Origin of the sequence: Novosphingobium sp. ERN07 (genome assembly GCF_012641335.1) — a bacterium.
Classification (GTDB): domain Bacteria; phylum Pseudomonadota; class Alphaproteobacteria; order Sphingomonadales; family Sphingomonadaceae; genus Novosphingobium.
In genome coordinates this window covers 101,076-115,936 of record NZ_JABAID010000001.1, presented here as the reverse complement: position 1 = coordinate 115,936, position 14,861 = coordinate 101,076, and the positions used below count along the sequence as shown (strand labels likewise).

Genomic DNA, 14,861 nt, shown 5'->3' with positions numbered 1-14,861 from the left:
GATCGGCTTACTGGTAGAGCGTGCCGGTATTGACGACCGGCTGCGTATCGCGCTCACCACACAGCACGACCATCAGGTTCGATACCATCGCCGCGCGGCGTTCGTCGTCGAGTTCGACCACGTTCTTGGCCGATAGCTGATCGAGCGCGAGTTCGACCATCGACACCGCGCCTTCGACCAGCTTCTTGCGCGCGGAAATCACCGCCTCGGCCTGTTGGCGGCGGAGCATGGCGCCGGCGATTTCGGGGGCATAGGCAAGGTGGGTCAGCCCGCATTCGTCCACGGTGATCCCGGCCAGCACCAACCGCGCGTTCAGTTCGGCGCGCAGTTCGGCGTTGATCTGATCGTGGTGGCCACGCAGCGTCACTTCGTGATGTTCGATATCGTCATAAGGATAGCGCGACCCTATGGAGCGCACCGCGCTTTCGATCTGGACGAAGACGAAGGCCTTGTAATCGTCCACGTCGAACAGCGCCTGCGCGGTGTCTGACACGCGCCAGACTACGTTGGCGGCGATCTCTATCGGGTTGCCGCGCAGGTCGTTCACTTTCAGCTTTTCCGACACGACATTGTTCGCGCGGACCGAAATCTTGGTCTTGCTCATCCACGGCCAGACCCAGCGCAGCCCGTGGTTGCGATCCGTCCCGCGATAGGAGCCGAACAGCATGATCGCCGCCGCCTGATTGGGCTGGATCATGTAAAAGCCCGACGCGATCAGGACGATGACTACCGGGCCAAGGAAAATCGTGGAGAGGAAAGAGAGCACGTCGGATTCGCCCGGTTCGCTGGAAGCAAAGCCGAGCACGCGCGCGGCGGTCAGCACCACCAGCACGATCATCAGGATCAGCATGGCGTACCCATTGGTCGACCATGCCGAGGTTTCCGTGCTTGCCGAATGCGTCTTCGAATCAGCCATCGAATTCATCCCTCTAAATCTGATATCACTTTAATATCATATGCGGCGCTGCCCGCAAGCGATTCCGATTTCACTTGCAATCAAGATCGAATCGCTCCAATTTATGTGAGCGGACCGGGCCCCTCTGGCGCGGTGCTTTCGCCAATATGGGAAGCGCCTCGTGATGTCGGACCGCATCGGGTGATGCCGATGCTTTGGGTCCGGGTCTTATCCCAGTTCCTGACCTGACGGGTCCAACGCACGTCATCCCCGATCGAACGCAATGCTTTCGAAGGGTTACTTTGATGTCCGACCGTTACTTCCACTTGCTCGAACGCCACCAGAAGTTGGACGCGGCGCTGCGCATAGCGCGCGATCCGCTGGAAGCCATGCGCCTGCGCCAGTTGAAGGCCACGGTGAAAAGCCGTCTCGCCCGCCTGTTCCTGCGCCGCCCCGAAGCGGCTGTTCTGGCAACAGTCTGAAATAGAGGAACCCCGCTGTTCCCTGCGCATTGCGGGCACGGCGGGGTGCGGAGACGATAGATGGAATTTCTTTTCGCAGACTGGCTGGGAACGCCCGCGTGGTTCTGGCTGGCTTTCCTCGGCCTTGTGGTTGCGCTCACCGCGTTTGACCTTGGCGTCCTCCACAAGGAGGACAAGGCGATGGGCATCGGTGAATCGCTGAAGCTGACCGCCTTCTACATCACCATCGCACTGCTTTTCGGCGCATGGGTCTGGGCCGAAAAGGGCGCGGATCTGGGAATGAAATATTACACCGGGTTCTTCATTGAAAAGGCGCTGTCTATCGACAACGTGTTCGTGATCAGCCTGATATTCACCTTCTTCGCCATCCCGCCGAAATACCAGTACCGCGCCCTGCTTTGGGGTATCGTGGCTGTCATCATCCTGCGCGGCGCGATGATCGCAGGTGGTGCTGCGCTGGTCGAACAGGCCTATTGGGTACTTTATATCTTTGCCGCGTTTCTGGTGTTCACCGGCATCAAGATGTTCTTTGCGAACGATCATGATCCCGACATCGGCAACAACCCGGCTGTTCGCTGGATCAGCCGCCACATGCGCGTGACCAAGGAACTGCACGATCAGCACTTCTTCGTGAAAGTGCCGGACGCGAAGACCGGAAAGATGGTCAACGCCGCCACGCCGCTGTTCCTGGCGCTGGTGGTGATCAATCTGGCCGATCTTGTGTTCGCGGTCGATTCGGTGCCCGCGATCTTTGCGATCACGACCGACACCTTCATCGTCTACACGTCGAACATCATGGCGATCCTTGGCCTGCGCGCGCTGTACTTTGCACTGGCTGCGATGATCGAACGCTTCGCCTACCTGAAGTATGCGCTGGCGGCGGTGCTGGTGTTCATCGGCAGCAAGATTTTCGTTTCGGATTTCCTGCTGGGCGGCGACAAGTTTCCGCCCGCGTTGAGCCTTGGCGTGACGTTTGCCTTGATAGCGGGTGGCGTGGCCTATTCGCTGTGGAAGACGCGGGGGATGCCGCTGCACGATCCAGAGCAGCCCATCGCACCGGGCACCGTGAACTGATAAAAATCCCCCTCCGTTTGCGCGGAGGGGGATTCTGTTTCGCTATGTCTGGCTTCGATCAGCGCCGGGTGGTGGGGCGCGGGTCTTTCCATTTGAACGTCTGGTCATCTACCGCCACGCCATACTGATGGCCTGAAAGGCGGACCGTGGTGCGCTTGTTCTGTGAATCCAGCGCAACCCACGAATCAAGTTGGAGACCGCCGGGCGCGGCGCCATTGCGCACGAAGATCATGGTGATCGTGCCATATTCAGGATGCTTTGGATCGCGCACTTGCAGGCTGATCACGCCAGCATCGCCAGTGGGAAGCTGCTTGGCGAAGCGCGCCACGTCCTTTTTGGGATCGAGCAGCGCGCCCAGAGGGCTGTTGCCGATGGGCCAGCGCTGCACCTGGCGCACTTCATAGTCGATCATGGTCAGCGCTTTACCATCGCCCACGATCAGCAGGGGCACGCCCTTTTGATACTGGAAGCGGATGCGGCCGGGCTGCTTCATGGTGAGCACGCCCGAAATCGACTGGCCGGAGCGATCCGTCTGCACGAAATTGGCGCGCAGCGTGCTGATGCCGCGAAGGGCCGAGACAGCGCGTTCGACGTCGGAAGCCTGTGCCTGCGCCACGGTGGGCGCGGCAAGCATGGCGGGCGCACCCGCCGCCAAGGCAAGGGAAAAGGCCGCGCCAAGGCGGCCTATCTTGCGAAGTGAGGTGTTGATCGTGTTCATCGCCGTTCCTTGCAGTGTCGGCGTTGAACTCGCCGTGAACCGCCTTGGTTCCGAGGAGACCGGCGGTTCAGGCGGTTGTAAAGCGCAAAAGCGCCTTATTACTTGATCTTCGCTTCCTTGAACTCGACATGCTTGCGCACGACGGGATCGTACTTGCGGAAGGTCATCTTCTCGGTCGTGTTGCGCGGGTTCTTCTTGGTTACGTAGAAGAAGCCGGTTTCTGCGGTCGAGACCAGACGGATCTTGACGGTGGTGGGCTTTGCCATGACTCTATCCTGATATTTCGCGCGCGAATCTGAAAACGAATGTGGCGGCGCGTTTCCACGCCGCCGTCACAGGGGTGGGCCGTTGGGGTAGAATCACCGTGAAGTCAAGCACGGAGAGACAGGTCTTGCGATTTGCCGGAACGCAGCGGGCGTGATATTGGTTGCATACGTAACCAGATTGATAAATCGATGACCGCTGCTGATACTTCCGCCTTTGATTACATGCGCCTGCCTGAGATGCCCGAAGGCGTCTATACCGCGCCGCTCAAGCGCCCGGAGCGGGTGGGAGAAGATTGGGTTGAGCCTGCACAGCGGCGCTATGCCAGCGACGAGCATGATATTTGGGACGCGCTTTATGCGCGGCAGATGGATGTGCTGCCGGGGCGGGCGTGCAGCGCCTTTTTGCAGGGGCTTGAGCGACTGGACCTTGGGCGAGGCGGGGTGCCCGATTTTGCGCGACTATCGGGCGAACTGGATGCGCTGACCGGGTGGAGCGTGGTGCCCGTGCCCATGCTGATCCCCGATCACGTATTCTTCTGGCATCTGGCCAATCGGCGCTTTCCTGCGGGCAATTTCATCCGCACGCGCGAAACGTTCGACTATATCGAAGAGCCGGACGTGTTCCACGATGTGTTCGGGCATGTGCCGATGCTGACTGATCCGACTTATGCCGACTATATGCAGGAGTATGGCCGCGCCGGGTGGAAGGCGATGCGGCACAACCGGCTGAAGGCGCTTGGCGCGCTCTACTGGTACACGGTGGAATTCGGGCTGGTGATCGAGGGCGGCGCGCCGAAGGTTTATGGCGCAGGCATTCTTTCCGGCCCGCGCGAGGCCGTGTTTGCGCTGGAAGGGGCATCGCCCAACCGGATCATGCTGAACGTCGACCGGGTAATGCGCACCGATTACGTGATCGACGATCTGCAGCCGACGTATTTCGTGATCGAGAGCTTTGCTGATCTCTATCACCAGACCGTGGAGCGCGATTTCGACCGCCTCTATCGCGGGCTGGGACCGGGGTTCACCTATGCCAATACGGCTGTGATCGACGTGGACGACGTGTTGCAGCGGGGGACGCTGGAGTATCACCTGCGCGGCGGGCACGGGTCGGGGGCGGTGCCCACGTAGATGTCCCGTCGGCATAGAAAAAGCCCGGCACCTCCAGGGTAGTGCCGGGCTTCCTTGGCCATCAAGGCAGTGTTCCGGGTAAACCGGAGCTTACATCTTGTCGGCCTTGTCTTCCATTGCGTCGGCTTTGGCTTCGCCCGACTTGCGAACCGCATCGGCTTTGTTCTCCATCGCGTCTTCCGACGCGCCGGACATTGTATCGGCTTGAGCATCAATCGCATCGGCGGTGGCGTCTGCCGCATCGCGAACGGCGTCAGCCTGATCTTCGGCGGCGTTTTCCTGCTTGCTGTCGCAAGCGGCGAGGCCGAGGCCCATCGCGAGAACGGGCACCATCAGCGCGCCTTTGAGGAAACCTTTCATGTGCATCCCTTTCGTTAAGAAGGGCGGCTCTTGCGAACCGCCCTCTGGGTGTTTGATCAGCGCGATTAGCGAACCGAACCGCGACGGACGAGGTTGACGATCGCGAGCAGGATCAGCGCGCCAAGGAACGAAACGATCAGCGTGCCGGCCGAAATGCCCTGCGTGATGCTGCCCCCACCGATCAGCGGAGCGAGCAGGAAGCCGCCAAGCAAAGCGCCGACGATGCCGACCACGATGTTGAGGAAAATGCCCTGCTGTGCGTCGGTGCGCATGACGATGCTGGCCAGCCAGCCAAGAATGCCGCCGACGATGAGAAGAACGATCAGGCCCATTGTAAGTACCCCTTGAACTGTTGCCGTAAGTGGCTGTGTGTCCGGTAAATTCAGGACAGCGCAATTCGTTCCGCATTTGCGGTGGGGTGTTGACGGGACTTGTGTTCAGTCTTGAAAAATCAGCGCATTGCCAGCCAGATGATCGCGGCGGCACCGGCAACGATGCGATACCATGCAAAGGGCTTGAAGCCTGCGCGGCTGACATAGGCCACGAAAAGACGGATCACTGCCAGTGCCACGATGAACGAGACGATGAAGCCGACCGCAATCTCGGTCCAGCCAACGCCACCAGCACCCAAGGTGCCGCTCATGATCGCTTCGCGATTGTCGAGCAGTTCAAGCGTGGTTGCGCCAAGCATGGTGGGGATGGCGAGGAAGAAGCTGAATTCAGCCGCCGTGCGCCGTTCTATGCCCATCGCCAGCGCGCCCATGATCGTTGCGCCCGAACGGCTGACACCGGGAACCATCGACAGACATTGCACGAAGCCGACGCCAAGCGCCTGGCTGAGCGGAAGTTGCCCGATGCCGGTGAGTTCGCCGGGCTTGGCGACCTTTTCGATCACCAGAATGGCGATACCACCGATCACCAGCGCCCACCCGACAACCGAGGGGCTGCCGAGCAGAACGTCGATATAGTCTTTGAGCGTAAGGCCGAGGATGGCAGAGGGAATGAACGCGGCAAGCAGGTTGCGCAAGAAGCGCAAGCTCATCGGTTCAAGCCGGAGCAGGCCCATGCCGACCGCCCAGAACGTGCGCCAGTATTGCACGACCACAGCCAGAATCGCGCCCAACTGGATCACCACGTTGAACATCGCCCACTGGTGCGGATCGAAGCCGAACAGTTCTGTCGCGAGGATCAGGTGGCCGGTGGAGGATACCGGGAGAAACTCGGTAAGACCCTCGACGATGCCGAGCAGGATGGCAGTGATGATGGAATCCATGATGCCTCGTGGGTTCGCCGCAGTGCAGCATCAAGTCAAGGGTTAAGCAGCCATCCCATCGAATTGCAGGCGCGCGAGCCGGGCATAGAGACCGTCCGCAGCGGTCAGACTAGCGTGCGTGCCCTGCTCGACGATGCGGCCGTCATCCATTACCACGATGCGGTCTGCCGCGCGGATCGTGGCGAGGCGGTGGGCGATGACCAAGGTCGTGCGTTCCTTCATCAGCCGGTCGAGCGCGTCCTGAACGAGGCGTTCGCTTTCGGCATCGAGTGCGGACGTGGCTTCATCGAGCAACAGGATCGGCGCATTGCGCAGCACTGCACGGGCGATGGCGATGCGCTGGCGCTGGCCGCCCGAAAGGCGTGCGCCGTCTTCGCCAAGGAACGTGTCGAGGCCCTGTGGCAGATCACGCAGGAACTGTTCGGCATTGGCAGCGCGGGCCGCTTCCCAGATCGCTTCATCGGTTGCGCCCCAGTTGCCATAACGCAGGTTATCGCGTGCGGAGGCGGCGAACAGCGTGGCGTCCTGCGGGACGAGCGCCGTGCGGGCGCGGATTTCTGCCGGGTCGGCGCTGGTCAGCGGCACGCCATCGATGCGGATGGTGCCGCCGTGCGGATCGTAGAACCGCTGGGCGAGGAGAAACAGCGTGGACTTGCCGGCGCCCGATGGGCCGACGATAGCGACCGTTTCGCCCGGTTCGACGGTGAGCGAGAAATCGTCGAGCGCGAGCACTTCGGGGCGCGACGGATAACGGAAGGCGACGTTCTGGAACGCAAGCTGTCCCCGTGGCGGCACCGGCAGCGCAGTGGGGCGGGCAGGAGGGGCGATTTCCGGCTCTTCGCGCAGCAGTTCGTTGAGGCGGCTGGCCGCACCCGCGCCGCGCAGAAGATCGCCATAGACTTCGGACAGCGCACCCAATGCGCCTGCGACAAGGCCGGCGGTAAGGACGATGGCAAAGATCGTTCCGCCGCTTATGGTGCCATTGGCAACGCCAATCGCACCTTCCCAGACGAGCATGGTGATGCCGCCGAAGATCAGCAGGATCACCACGGCGGTCATACCTGCGCGGATCGAGATACGGCGGAGCGCGGTCTGGAAAGTGGCTTCGACCTTTCCGCCAAAGCGGGCAAGTTCGCGGCTCTCCTGCCCGAAGGCCTGCACAATCTTCATCGCGCCCAGCACTTCGGAAACGATCACGCCGATCCCGGCAACGCGGTCCTGGCTTGAGCGCGATACGTTGCGCAAACGCCGACCGATGAGCACGATGGGGCCGACGACGAGCGGGATGCCAATCAGCAGGATCGCAGTTAGCTTTGGCGCGAGGTAGAGCAGGTAACCCACGCCGCCGATGGCGGTGATCGTGTTGCGCAAGGCGACCGAGACTGTGGTGCCAACGACCTGTTCGATCACCGCCGTGTCCGAGGTCATGCGCGAGGCGATTTCCTTCGGGCTGTTGGTTTCGAAGAATGACGGGGGCAGGCGCAGCAGGTTGGCCTGCACTTTCAGGCGCACGTCAGCGACGACACGCTCGCCCAGCCATGACACAAAATAAAAGCGCCCGGCCGTGCCGATGGCAAGGATGAGGACGATCAGCAGCAGATACTGGAACCAGCGCCCAAGCTGGTCGACGTCAGCCCCGGCGGCAAAGCCCTTGTCGATGATCAGCCGAAAGCCGGACGGGATCGCCAGCGTGGCGGCGGACGTGACCACCAAAGCGACAGCAGCGGCGGCAAGGTGTCCCGGGTAGCGCGCGGCTTCAGCCCAGATCATGCGTAGCGGGCCGAGGTTCCGGGCCTTGGCGGCCGGTTCGGCAGGCGTGTATGTTAGCGGTTCGGGCTGCTGGGTCTGCTCGTCCATGCGCCTCGCCTAGCCTAAGCAACGCCCTGCCGAAAGGGGGAGCGTTGGGTGGCCACAACCTGACTGGATGTTTGTTGCATTGCACAAACAATCGAATCGCGGCAATCTGCCTGCAACGACTCCCTGTACGGCGGCATTTGCCACTGGCGGGGCAACAAGCAAAAAGGTGTTCGCAGTGCTTTACAAGGCTTATGAAATCCAGCGTTCGCTGATGAATGCGGGCAGCGCCTGGGCCTCGATGATGGCCGACGCTCTCACCGATCCTCGCAATCCTTGGGCGGGCGTCGGCCCGTCGCAGACCATCGCCAACGCGCTTGACGTGTTCGCCCATGCCGCAGCGCCGCGTGGCAAGCCCGCCTTCGGGATCAAGGTTATCCATGTCGATGGCCACGTTCATGCGGTGAAAGAGACCACGGTGGTCACGCGGCCTTTCGGTGACCTCAAGATGTTCACGCACGATGGCCTGCCCAAGAATGCGCCGCGTCTGCTGATCGTTGCGCCGATGAGCGGGCACTATGCCACGCTGCTGCGCGGCACGGTGGAGCGGATGCTGGAACGCTGCGTCGTTTACATCACCGACTGGGCCGATGCGAAATACGTGCCGCTGGCTGAGGGCGTGTTCGATCTTGATGATTACATCGATTACCTTACCGGCTTCCTCGAACATATTGGGGAAGGTGCGCATATGCTGGCGGTGTGCCAGCCTTCGGTGCCATCGCTTGCGGCAACCGCGATCATGGGGGCGAACAAGCACCCCTGTCGTCCGGTCACGCTGACCATGATGGGCGGCCCGATCGATACGCGCGAAAGCCCCACTGCGGTGAACGATCACGCGATCACCAAGCCGCACGTCTGGTTCAAGCACAACGTGATCACCACCGTGCCCGCCAACTATCCGGGCGAGGGGCGGCGCGTTTATCCCGGCTTCGTGCAGCTTGCCAGCTTCATGTCGATGAACATGGCCAGCCATATGATGAGCCATTACAAGCTGTTCCAGCATATGAATGCCGGCGCAGACGAAAACGCCGATGCGACCAAGGCGTTCTATGATGAATATCGCGCTGTCTGCGATCTTCCTGCCGAGTTCTATCTTCAGACCGTGGACGTGGTGTTCCAGCGCCATGCCCTGCCCAAGGGGGAACTGGTGCATCGCGGGCAGGCAGTGGACCTTGGCGAAATCACCGACACCGCGATCCTGTGCATCGAGGGCGAACGTGACGACATTTCCGGCATCGGCCAGACCAAGGCCGCGCTCAAGGTGACGCCGAACCTGCCCGATGAAATGAAGCAATACCTGCTGGCCCCCGAAGTCGGCCACTATGGCATTTTCAACGGTTCGCGCTGGCGGTCGTCCATTGCCCCGGTTGTAGAGCAATGGATTGCGACGTTCGAGAAGAAGGCCAATGGTCGGAAGCTGAGCGTGGTGGCCTGAAAACCACCGAGCATCGGACACGAAAAGGGCTGGTCTGGCATGGCTCGACCAGCCTTTTTTCATACCCAAAAAGTCAAACGAAGAACTGGCTGACCCATTCGCACAGCAGCGCAGGTTTGTCCTCGCCTTCGATCTCGATGGTGATTTCCATTGTCTGTTGCCATTGGCCGGGGCGCTTTTCGTCCATTTCCAGCAGTTTGAAATGGCCGCGCACGCGCTTGCCCACGCGGACAGGGGCAAGGAAGCGGGTGCGGTTGCCGCCGTAGTTGACGCCCATCTTGATGCCTTCAGGGCGCGGGCAATCGCTTTCCATCGTCAGCAGGGGGATCAGCGAGAGGGTGAGGAAGCCGTGCGCGATGGTGCCGCCAAAGGGCGTGAGCTTTGCCTTTTCGGGATCGACGTGGATGAACTGGAAATCGCCGGTCGCCTCGGCAAACTTGTTCACCCGCTCCTGCGTGATTTCCACCCATGAAGACGTGCCGACGACCTGGCCGACCATTTCCTTGATTGCGTTGGCGGGGATGAACCGGGTCATGGCGCGATGCTCTCCTGTTTGCTCTATTGCAAGGCAGGATGGCGGCAAGCCGAACGATGTGCAAGCCGGTTTAAGCAGGCGGTTAAGCGGCGGCGGGTGCGTTCTTCATGCCACGCGCCTTGCGAAATGGTTCGGGCTTAGCTGCCTTCACGCGCTGGATATAGGCCCACAGCCCGCATTGCAGGCCCACCAGCATGTAGCAGAACGGCTGGAAGGCGATGCCGACGAAGGTGGAGCCGACAAGGTAGATCACCTGCGCCTGCTGCAAGGCTTCGGCCAGTGGCGAAACCCAGCGGAACGCCTCGCTTTCTTCCTTGCGGAAGCGCCGTCTGAGCACTTCCATCTGCCACAGGCCCAAGAGGTGCAGCGCCAGCCACATGGCAAGGCCGGGCCACCCCTGTTCGCCCAGCATCTCGAAATAGCTGGAGTGATAGGCGCGGGCCTGATCCACGACCGGGCGGTATTCGAGCGCGGTGTTGTTGTCGCCCGCGTTTTCGGCGGTGACGGCGTTGTATTCGAGCTTGTTCTGGCGATAAGCATCGAAACCGCCGCCGAACGGGCGATCCTTCACGAAATCGAGCGTCCACATCCACACCGCCACGCGGGTGGAGGCGGATTCATCGGATTGGTGATTGCCGATGGTGTTCATCCGGGCGACGAACTCTGCCGGCAGCAAGGGCAGGGCAATAAGCGCGCCTGCGCCCATCAGCGACAGGATCAGCACACGCCGCTTGGCCGTGCGCAGGATTAGAGCGGCGAGCACCACTACGCAGACCAGCCCCGTGCGCGCGCCGGTGCCGATGGGCATCAGCGCGCAGGAAAAGCATAGTGCCCAGGCAAAGGCCTTTACCCGCCAGTCGGGCGGGAAAATGGTGCCGAAGCGCGCAAGCCACAGCGCCAGCGGGATCACCGCGATGGATACGGCCGAGATGATCGAGCTTTCATAAAGCCCGGTGTTGTTGTCCACCAGCAGGCGCAGCGTGCCATAGCCGCCGCCGCCGGTGATCGTCTTGATCCCGCCGCCGATCACGATCACGCCGATCGACAGCACCATGACCAACGTCAGCGCTTCAATCCGCAGGCGCGTGCGCAAGGTGAGCGGCAGGAACATCGCGAAGATCAGTGCTTTCCACACCCATGACCATTTCTCAGCCGCTTCGAGCGGAAAATCGGCCTGCTGCGTGGTCATTCCGCAATAGATCAGCAACATCAGCATCACGAACTGGCGCAGCGAAAAGCGGGTGCCGTTCTTGTCTTCTGCCACAAACCATGCGCCGAACGCACAGATGAAGGCGATCAGCGAAACCGGGATGTGGCTGAGAATCCCCCAACTGACCTTCTGCGGCGAAACCACGTCGATATAAGTATAGGCCAGCACGAAGATGAACGGGCGGCGGAAGCCCGCGCCGATGAAGGCCAGCACGAAGCTGAGCAGGAACAGGTCAAGCATCGGCGTCGCCAGACGTTTGTTGTCGTCGGTTGCGGAACGGCGCACGGCGGCTGGGCAGTGATGGATCGTCATCAAGATCATCGCGCTTCAGCAGCCGCCAGACGGCAAGCGCCATCAGGAAATGCGGGAGGAAGACGGTGAACTTGTCGATCATGGTGCAGACGCGGTTAGACCATCGGGGTTGACGCGGCGTTAAGGCTTGTCTGGCAGGAAGCGGGCGATGACCCGCGTGCTTCATGTCCTTGACCATTCGCTGCCGCTGCACAGCGGCTATACCTTCCGCACGCGCGCGATCCTGAAGGCGCAGCAGGCGATGGGGTTGGAAGTGCGCGGCGTGACCGGGCAACGGCACAGTGCTGCACTCTACGGCGATCCGGAAGAAGTGGATGGCCTGCTGTTCTACCGCACGCCCGGCATAGCACAGGGCTTGCCGCTGGTGCGCGAATGGGGCGAGGTCTCTGCGCTGGCCGAACGGATCGTGGCGTTGGCGCAGGAATGGCGCCCCGATGTGCTTCACGCCCATTCGCCCTCGCTGTGTGGCTTTGCGGCGGTGAAGGCCGGGCGCAAGCTGGGTATTCCGGTGGTCTATGAAATCCGCGCTTTCTGGGAAGATGCGGCGGTCGGCAACGGCACCGGGCGCGAAGGTTCCGCCAAATACTGGCTCACGCGCGTGCTGGAAAACGAGGTCGTCAGCGGTGCGGACCGGGTTGTGACGATTTGTGATGGGTTGCGGCAGGATCTGATCGCGCGGGGCTTTGCGCCCGAAAAAATATCGATCATGCCCAACGGGGTCGATCTGGAGATGTTTGGCGATCCCTTGCCGCGCGATGCTGCACTGGCAAGTGAATTGGCCTTGGGCGATGGCCCGGTGATCGGGTTCCTCGGCAGCTTCTATCCCTATGAGGGGCTGGACGACATGATCGCGGCCATGCCCGAAATTGTGGCGCAAGTGCCCGATGCGCGACTGCTGCTGGTGGGCGGCGGTCCGGCTGAGGCCGAACTGCGCGTGCAGGCAGCGGCCTCTTCGGCGGCGGACGCGATCCGTTTCGTCGGGCGCGTGCCGCACCATCAGGTAGACCGCTATTACTCGCTGGTCGACGTCGTCTGCTATCCGCGCAAGGCCATGCGTCTGACCGAACTGGTTACCCCGCTCAAGCCGCTGGAAGCGATGGCGCAAGGCAAGCTGGTTGCCGCATCGGACGTGGGTGGGCACCGGGAATTGATCCAGAATGGTGCCACCGGTACGCTCTTTGCGCCCGATGATCCTGCCGCGCTGGCGGCTGCAATGGTGGATTTGTTGCAGAATCGCGCAGGCTGGGATGCCCGGCGCGAGGTGGCGAAGTGTTTCGTGCGCGAAAGCCATGACTGGGCAATCAACGTGATGCGTTATCATCCCGTTTACCAAGTCCTGTTACCCACCGTCAAAGTGCCCGCAGTGGCAGCCTGAACGGCGCTGCTTGCGGACCATGACGGAGCCGGGAATCAACCGGGAAGAGAGCAGGACGTAACGCCAGTGACCGTGACCAAGCGCAAGCCAAAGCCCATCACCGCGCACCCGATGTTCCCGGTTGTGACAGCCTTGTGGTTCGCGGCATTCCTCAGCCTTGGCAGTTTTGCGGTTGCACCTGCCTTGCTCGAAGGGCCGGTCGTCGCACTCGGTATTCCAGAAATTCTGCCTGCTGCGCAGCCGCCGCTCGGCTTCACCGTTCGGGCGCTGGTGGCCATCGTGATGATGGGCGTGGGCGGGTTGATCGGCTATGTGATCGGTCGTCGCCTTGCGAGCGCCAAGCAGGAGGTGCCGGTTCGCGCCCGCGCTTTCGGTCGTGCCGAGGCCGCCAACGCCCCCGTGGTGCAGCCGTCAAACGTCAAGTCTGCAAATCACCGCCGCCCGCTCAATCCCATCGAAGATCTGGGCGAACCATCGGTCGTGGGCGAGTTCACGTTGACCGACGAGCTTCCCGCTGATGGTGCTGCGCCCTTTGCCGAACCGACCCCCGCAATCGTCGAAACTGCGCACCTGCCGTGGGATGACGATTTTGACTTCGACCAGCCCGCTGCTGACCAAGATCCGGCACATGGCGAGAAAGGGGCCGAAGACCCACTGGCGCTCGACCTGCTGTTCGGTGATGCCGAAGTGGTCGCGCACGAGAGCGTGGCCGATGAGCAGGAGGGCTATGCCTATCAGCAATTCGCCGCTCCCGCCGGAACCGCCGCTGTCGAAGCTGTCGCGGACGACGCACCGGCAACCGAACAGTCTGCTTGCGAAGAAGCGCCTGCACCGTCCGCCCCGCTGGTCAAGACTCCGCTGCTGCAGGCTCCTGCTGCCGCAGCCCTGCCGCTGGCGCGCACGCCGCTGGACGATCTGGGGCTGGTCCAGTTGACCGAGCGCCTCGCGCTGGCCATTAGCCGCCGCAGCGCACGCGCCGCTGCTGCGCCGCAGGCACCGGTCGCGCCTTATGCGGTTCCTGCTGCCGAACCTTTCGTGTCGTCGTCCGCTGCCAGCGAAATCGCACCTGTGGATGCGCCGGAAGAGGCCCCGTCCTTTGCCATCGCCGCGCCGACCCCCGCTCCGGCTATTGCCCGTTTCCATTCAGCCCAGACTGAAGTCGAGGCTCCGTTGCAGGCGTCGGAGCTTTCCACAGAGCGCGTCGTGCAACTGCGCCCCGCAGCGCTGCAGCCTTTCGAGCCCGAAGCCGATGCCTTCGATGAAGACGATGTGCCCGGCCTTGACCGTTTCCTGCGCGTGCCCGCTTCGGTGCAGGCATTCGAGCCTGCTGTTGATCCCGAAAGCAGCGACGCACTGGATACCGATGCACTGGACGACGAGGTTGCCGTCTGGGACGAGGGTGAAGACACGACCGAAGTGATCGAAGAGCGCTATCCGTCGCTTCTCGATATGGGTTCTGGCAGCCACCGTGCCCAGGCGCTGCGCCTTTCACACGACGATGATGACGACAGCGACGTTGAGATCGATGACCTGGAGCCGGTTGTCGTGTTCCCCGGCCAGTCTTCGCCGCTTCAAAGTGCCCCCCGTCCGTTCGATGGTCCTGCGGCGAGCGCTGCCTCCGTTACGGCGCCTGCCGTATCCGCGCCGTCGTCGATCATCGCGGTGGCCGGGTCACCCCTTGCTGCGCCGGGGCGTGCGGCACCTTCAAGCCCGGTTGATCCTCTGGCGGATACGGCATCGGCAACCGCCGGTGTGGTGGCTGATGCGGAAGAGGCCGACCGCGCCCTTCGCGCTGCCCTTGCCACTTTGCAGCGGATGACTGCGCAGGGGTAACCCTCCGCGCCAAATGGCTGTCCGTAAGGGTGGTCTGCTGCCCAAGCGTGGCCTATGTGCCACGCTTTTGTGCTGCTGAGCCTTGGCAAACCGCACATTCTGCCATGTCGC

At 62.0% G+C, this 14,861-nt stretch carries 16 protein-coding genes; 6 read left to right on the top strand and 10 right to left on the bottom strand.

The genetic code is table 11. The annotated features are described in order from the left end of the window. Positions 1-7 precede the first annotated feature (7 nt). On the bottom strand, positions 8-916 hold the full coding sequence (locus HGI47_RS00605) for an SPFH domain-containing protein (protein WP_168850844.1): 909 nt from the start codon (positions 914-916) through the stop codon (positions 8-10). A gap of 284 nt (positions 917-1,200) precedes the next feature. On the opposite strand from HGI47_RS00605, the gene HGI47_RS00600 reads away from it, so the two are divergent. Together HGI47_RS00600 and HGI47_RS00595 are read left to right on the top strand one after the other, a co-directional pair. Further along, complete coding sequence (locus HGI47_RS00600) at positions 1,201-1,377, top strand: DUF465 domain-containing protein (protein ID WP_168850843.1); 177 nt, start codon at positions 1,201-1,203, stop codon at positions 1,375-1,377. Positions 1,378-1,437: 60 nt separating this feature from the next. Then, positions 1,438-2,451 (top strand): TerC family protein, encoded by a 1,014-nt coding sequence (locus HGI47_RS00595; protein WP_168850842.1) that lies wholly within the window; start codon positions 1,438-1,440, stop codon positions 2,449-2,451. Between the two features lie 58 nt (positions 2,452-2,509). Here HGI47_RS00595 and HGI47_RS00590 read toward each other — a convergent pair whose 3' ends face one another. Beyond that, positions 2,510-3,169 carry an outer membrane lipoprotein carrier protein LolA gene (locus tag HGI47_RS00590; protein WP_168850841.1) on the bottom strand — a complete coding sequence of 220 codons (660 nt, stop codon included), beginning with the start codon at positions 3,167-3,169 and terminating at the stop codon, positions 2,510-2,512. A gap of 98 nt (positions 3,170-3,267) precedes the next feature. Further along, positions 3,268-3,435: a 50S ribosomal protein L33 gene (rpmG, locus tag HGI47_RS00585; protein WP_168850840.1), complete on the bottom strand. Its 168-nt coding sequence runs from the start codon at positions 3,433-3,435 to the stop codon at positions 3,268-3,270. A gap of 237 nt (positions 3,436-3,672) precedes the next feature. Between rpmG and phhA the strand changes: the two genes are divergently transcribed. Further along, positions 3,673-4,563 carry a phenylalanine 4-monooxygenase gene (gene phhA / locus HGI47_RS00580; RefSeq protein ID WP_168851301.1) on the top strand — a complete coding sequence of 297 codons (891 nt, stop codon included), beginning with the start codon at positions 3,673-3,675 and terminating at the stop codon, positions 4,561-4,563. Positions 4,564-4,653: 90 nt separating this feature from the next. Here phhA and HGI47_RS00575 read toward each other — a convergent pair whose 3' ends face one another. From HGI47_RS00575 to HGI47_RS00560, 4 genes are all read right to left on the bottom strand, one after another. After that, a complete protein-coding gene (locus HGI47_RS00575) occupies positions 4,654-4,923 on the bottom strand; it encodes a hypothetical protein (RefSeq protein ID WP_168850839.1) in 270 nt (89 codons plus the stop codon). 65 nt (positions 4,924-4,988) lie between these two features. Then, positions 4,989-5,255, bottom strand: coding sequence for a GlsB/YeaQ/YmgE family stress response membrane protein (locus HGI47_RS00570; protein WP_168850838.1), 267 nt, complete (start codon positions 5,253-5,255; stop codon positions 4,989-4,991). Positions 5,256-5,374: 119 nt separating this feature from the next. Beyond that, the gene (locus HGI47_RS00565) at positions 5,375-6,196 is read right to left on the bottom strand and encodes an undecaprenyl-diphosphate phosphatase (protein ID WP_168850837.1); all 822 of its coding nucleotides are present in this window, start codon (positions 6,194-6,196) and stop codon (positions 5,375-5,377) included. 42 nt (positions 6,197-6,238) lie between these two features. Further along, on the bottom strand, positions 6,239-8,053 hold the full coding sequence (locus HGI47_RS00560; RefSeq protein ID WP_168850836.1) for an ABC transporter transmembrane domain-containing protein: 1,815 nt from the start codon (positions 8,051-8,053) through the stop codon (positions 6,239-6,241). A 175-nt stretch (positions 8,054-8,228) separates the two neighbouring features. On the opposite strand from HGI47_RS00560, the gene HGI47_RS00555 reads away from it, so the two are divergent. Continuing rightward, entirely contained in the window at positions 8,229-9,485 is a 1,257-nt protein-coding gene (locus HGI47_RS00555; protein ID WP_168851300.1) for a polyhydroxyalkanoate depolymerase, read from the top strand. Between the two features lie 73 nt (positions 9,486-9,558). On the opposite strand, the gene HGI47_RS00550 is transcribed toward HGI47_RS00555, so the two are convergent. From HGI47_RS00550 to HGI47_RS00540, 3 genes are all read right to left on the bottom strand, one after another. Beyond that, on the bottom strand, positions 9,559-10,020 hold the full coding sequence (locus HGI47_RS00550) for a MaoC family dehydratase (protein WP_168850835.1): 462 nt from the start codon (positions 10,018-10,020) through the stop codon (positions 9,559-9,561). A gap of 82 nt (positions 10,021-10,102) precedes the next feature. Next, positions 10,103-11,470, bottom strand: coding sequence for a putative O-glycosylation ligase, exosortase A system-associated (locus HGI47_RS00545; RefSeq protein WP_168850834.1), 1,368 nt, complete (start codon positions 11,468-11,470; stop codon positions 10,103-10,105). Beyond that, entirely contained in the window at positions 11,463-11,624 is a 162-nt protein-coding gene (locus HGI47_RS00540; RefSeq protein ID WP_168850833.1) for a hypothetical protein, read from the bottom strand. Before HGI47_RS00540 ends, HGI47_RS00545 begins: the two co-directional genes overlap by 8 nt. A gap of 66 nt (positions 11,625-11,690) precedes the next feature. Here HGI47_RS00540 and HGI47_RS00535 point away from each other — a divergent pair, with 66 nt between their 5' ends. Together HGI47_RS00535 and HGI47_RS00530 are read left to right on the top strand one after the other, a co-directional pair. Continuing rightward, complete coding sequence (locus tag HGI47_RS00535) at positions 11,691-12,917, top strand: TIGR04063 family PEP-CTERM/XrtA system glycosyltransferase (protein WP_168850832.1); 1,227 nt, start codon at positions 11,691-11,693, stop codon at positions 12,915-12,917. A 66-nt stretch (positions 12,918-12,983) separates the two neighbouring features. Beyond that, a complete protein-coding gene (locus tag HGI47_RS00530; RefSeq protein WP_168850831.1) occupies positions 12,984-14,750 on the top strand; it encodes a hypothetical protein in 1,767 nt (588 codons plus the stop codon). Positions 14,751-14,861: the final 111 nt, after the last annotated feature.

What these genes read in the sequence shown, in the direction of transcription:
- HGI47_RS00565 (WP_168850837.1), bottom strand. Translation starts at nt 6,196, where the DNA reads ATGGATTCCATCATCACTGCCATCCTGCTCGGCATCGTCGAGGGTCTT.
- phhA (WP_168851301.1), top strand. Translation starts at nt 3,673, where the DNA reads ATGCCCGAAGGCGTCTATACCGCGCCGCTCAAGCGCCCGGAGCGGGTG.
- HGI47_RS00550 (WP_168850835.1), bottom strand. Translation starts at nt 10,020, where the DNA reads ATGACCCGGTTCATCCCCGCCAACGCAATCAAGGAAATGGTCGGCCAG.
- HGI47_RS00570 (WP_168850838.1), bottom strand. Translation starts at nt 5,255, where the DNA reads ATGGGCCTGATCGTTCTTCTCATCGTCGGCGGCATTCTTGGCTGGCTG.
- HGI47_RS00535 (WP_168850832.1), top strand. Translation starts at nt 11,691, where the DNA reads ATGACCCGCGTGCTTCATGTCCTTGACCATTCGCTGCCGCTGCACAGC.
- HGI47_RS00575 (WP_168850839.1), bottom strand. Translation starts at nt 4,923, where the DNA reads ATGAAAGGTTTCCTCAAAGGCGCGCTGATGGTGCCCGTTCTCGCGATG.
- HGI47_RS00545 (WP_168850834.1), bottom strand. Translation starts at nt 11,470, where the DNA reads ATGCTTGACCTGTTCCTGCTCAGCTTCGTGCTGGCCTTCATCGGCGCG.
- HGI47_RS00540 (WP_168850833.1), bottom strand. Translation starts at nt 11,624, where the DNA reads ATGATCGACAAGTTCACCGTCTTCCTCCCGCATTTCCTGATGGCGCTT.
- HGI47_RS00600 (WP_168850843.1), top strand. Translation starts at nt 1,201, where the DNA reads ATGTCCGACCGTTACTTCCACTTGCTCGAACGCCACCAGAAGTTGGAC.
- HGI47_RS00590 (WP_168850841.1), bottom strand. Translation starts at nt 3,169, where the DNA reads ATGAACACGATCAACACCTCACTTCGCAAGATAGGCCGCCTTGGCGCG.
- HGI47_RS00595 (WP_168850842.1), top strand. Translation starts at nt 1,438, where the DNA reads ATGGAATTTCTTTTCGCAGACTGGCTGGGAACGCCCGCGTGGTTCTGG.
- rpmG (WP_168850840.1), bottom strand. Translation starts at nt 3,435, where the DNA reads ATGGCAAAGCCCACCACCGTCAAGATCCGTCTGGTCTCGACCGCAGAA.
- HGI47_RS00560 (WP_168850836.1), bottom strand. Translation starts at nt 8,053, where the DNA reads ATGGACGAGCAGACCCAGCAGCCCGAACCGCTAACATACACGCCTGCC.
- HGI47_RS00605 (WP_168850844.1), bottom strand. Translation starts at nt 916, where the DNA reads ATGGCTGATTCGAAGACGCATTCGGCAAGCACGGAAACCTCGGCATGG.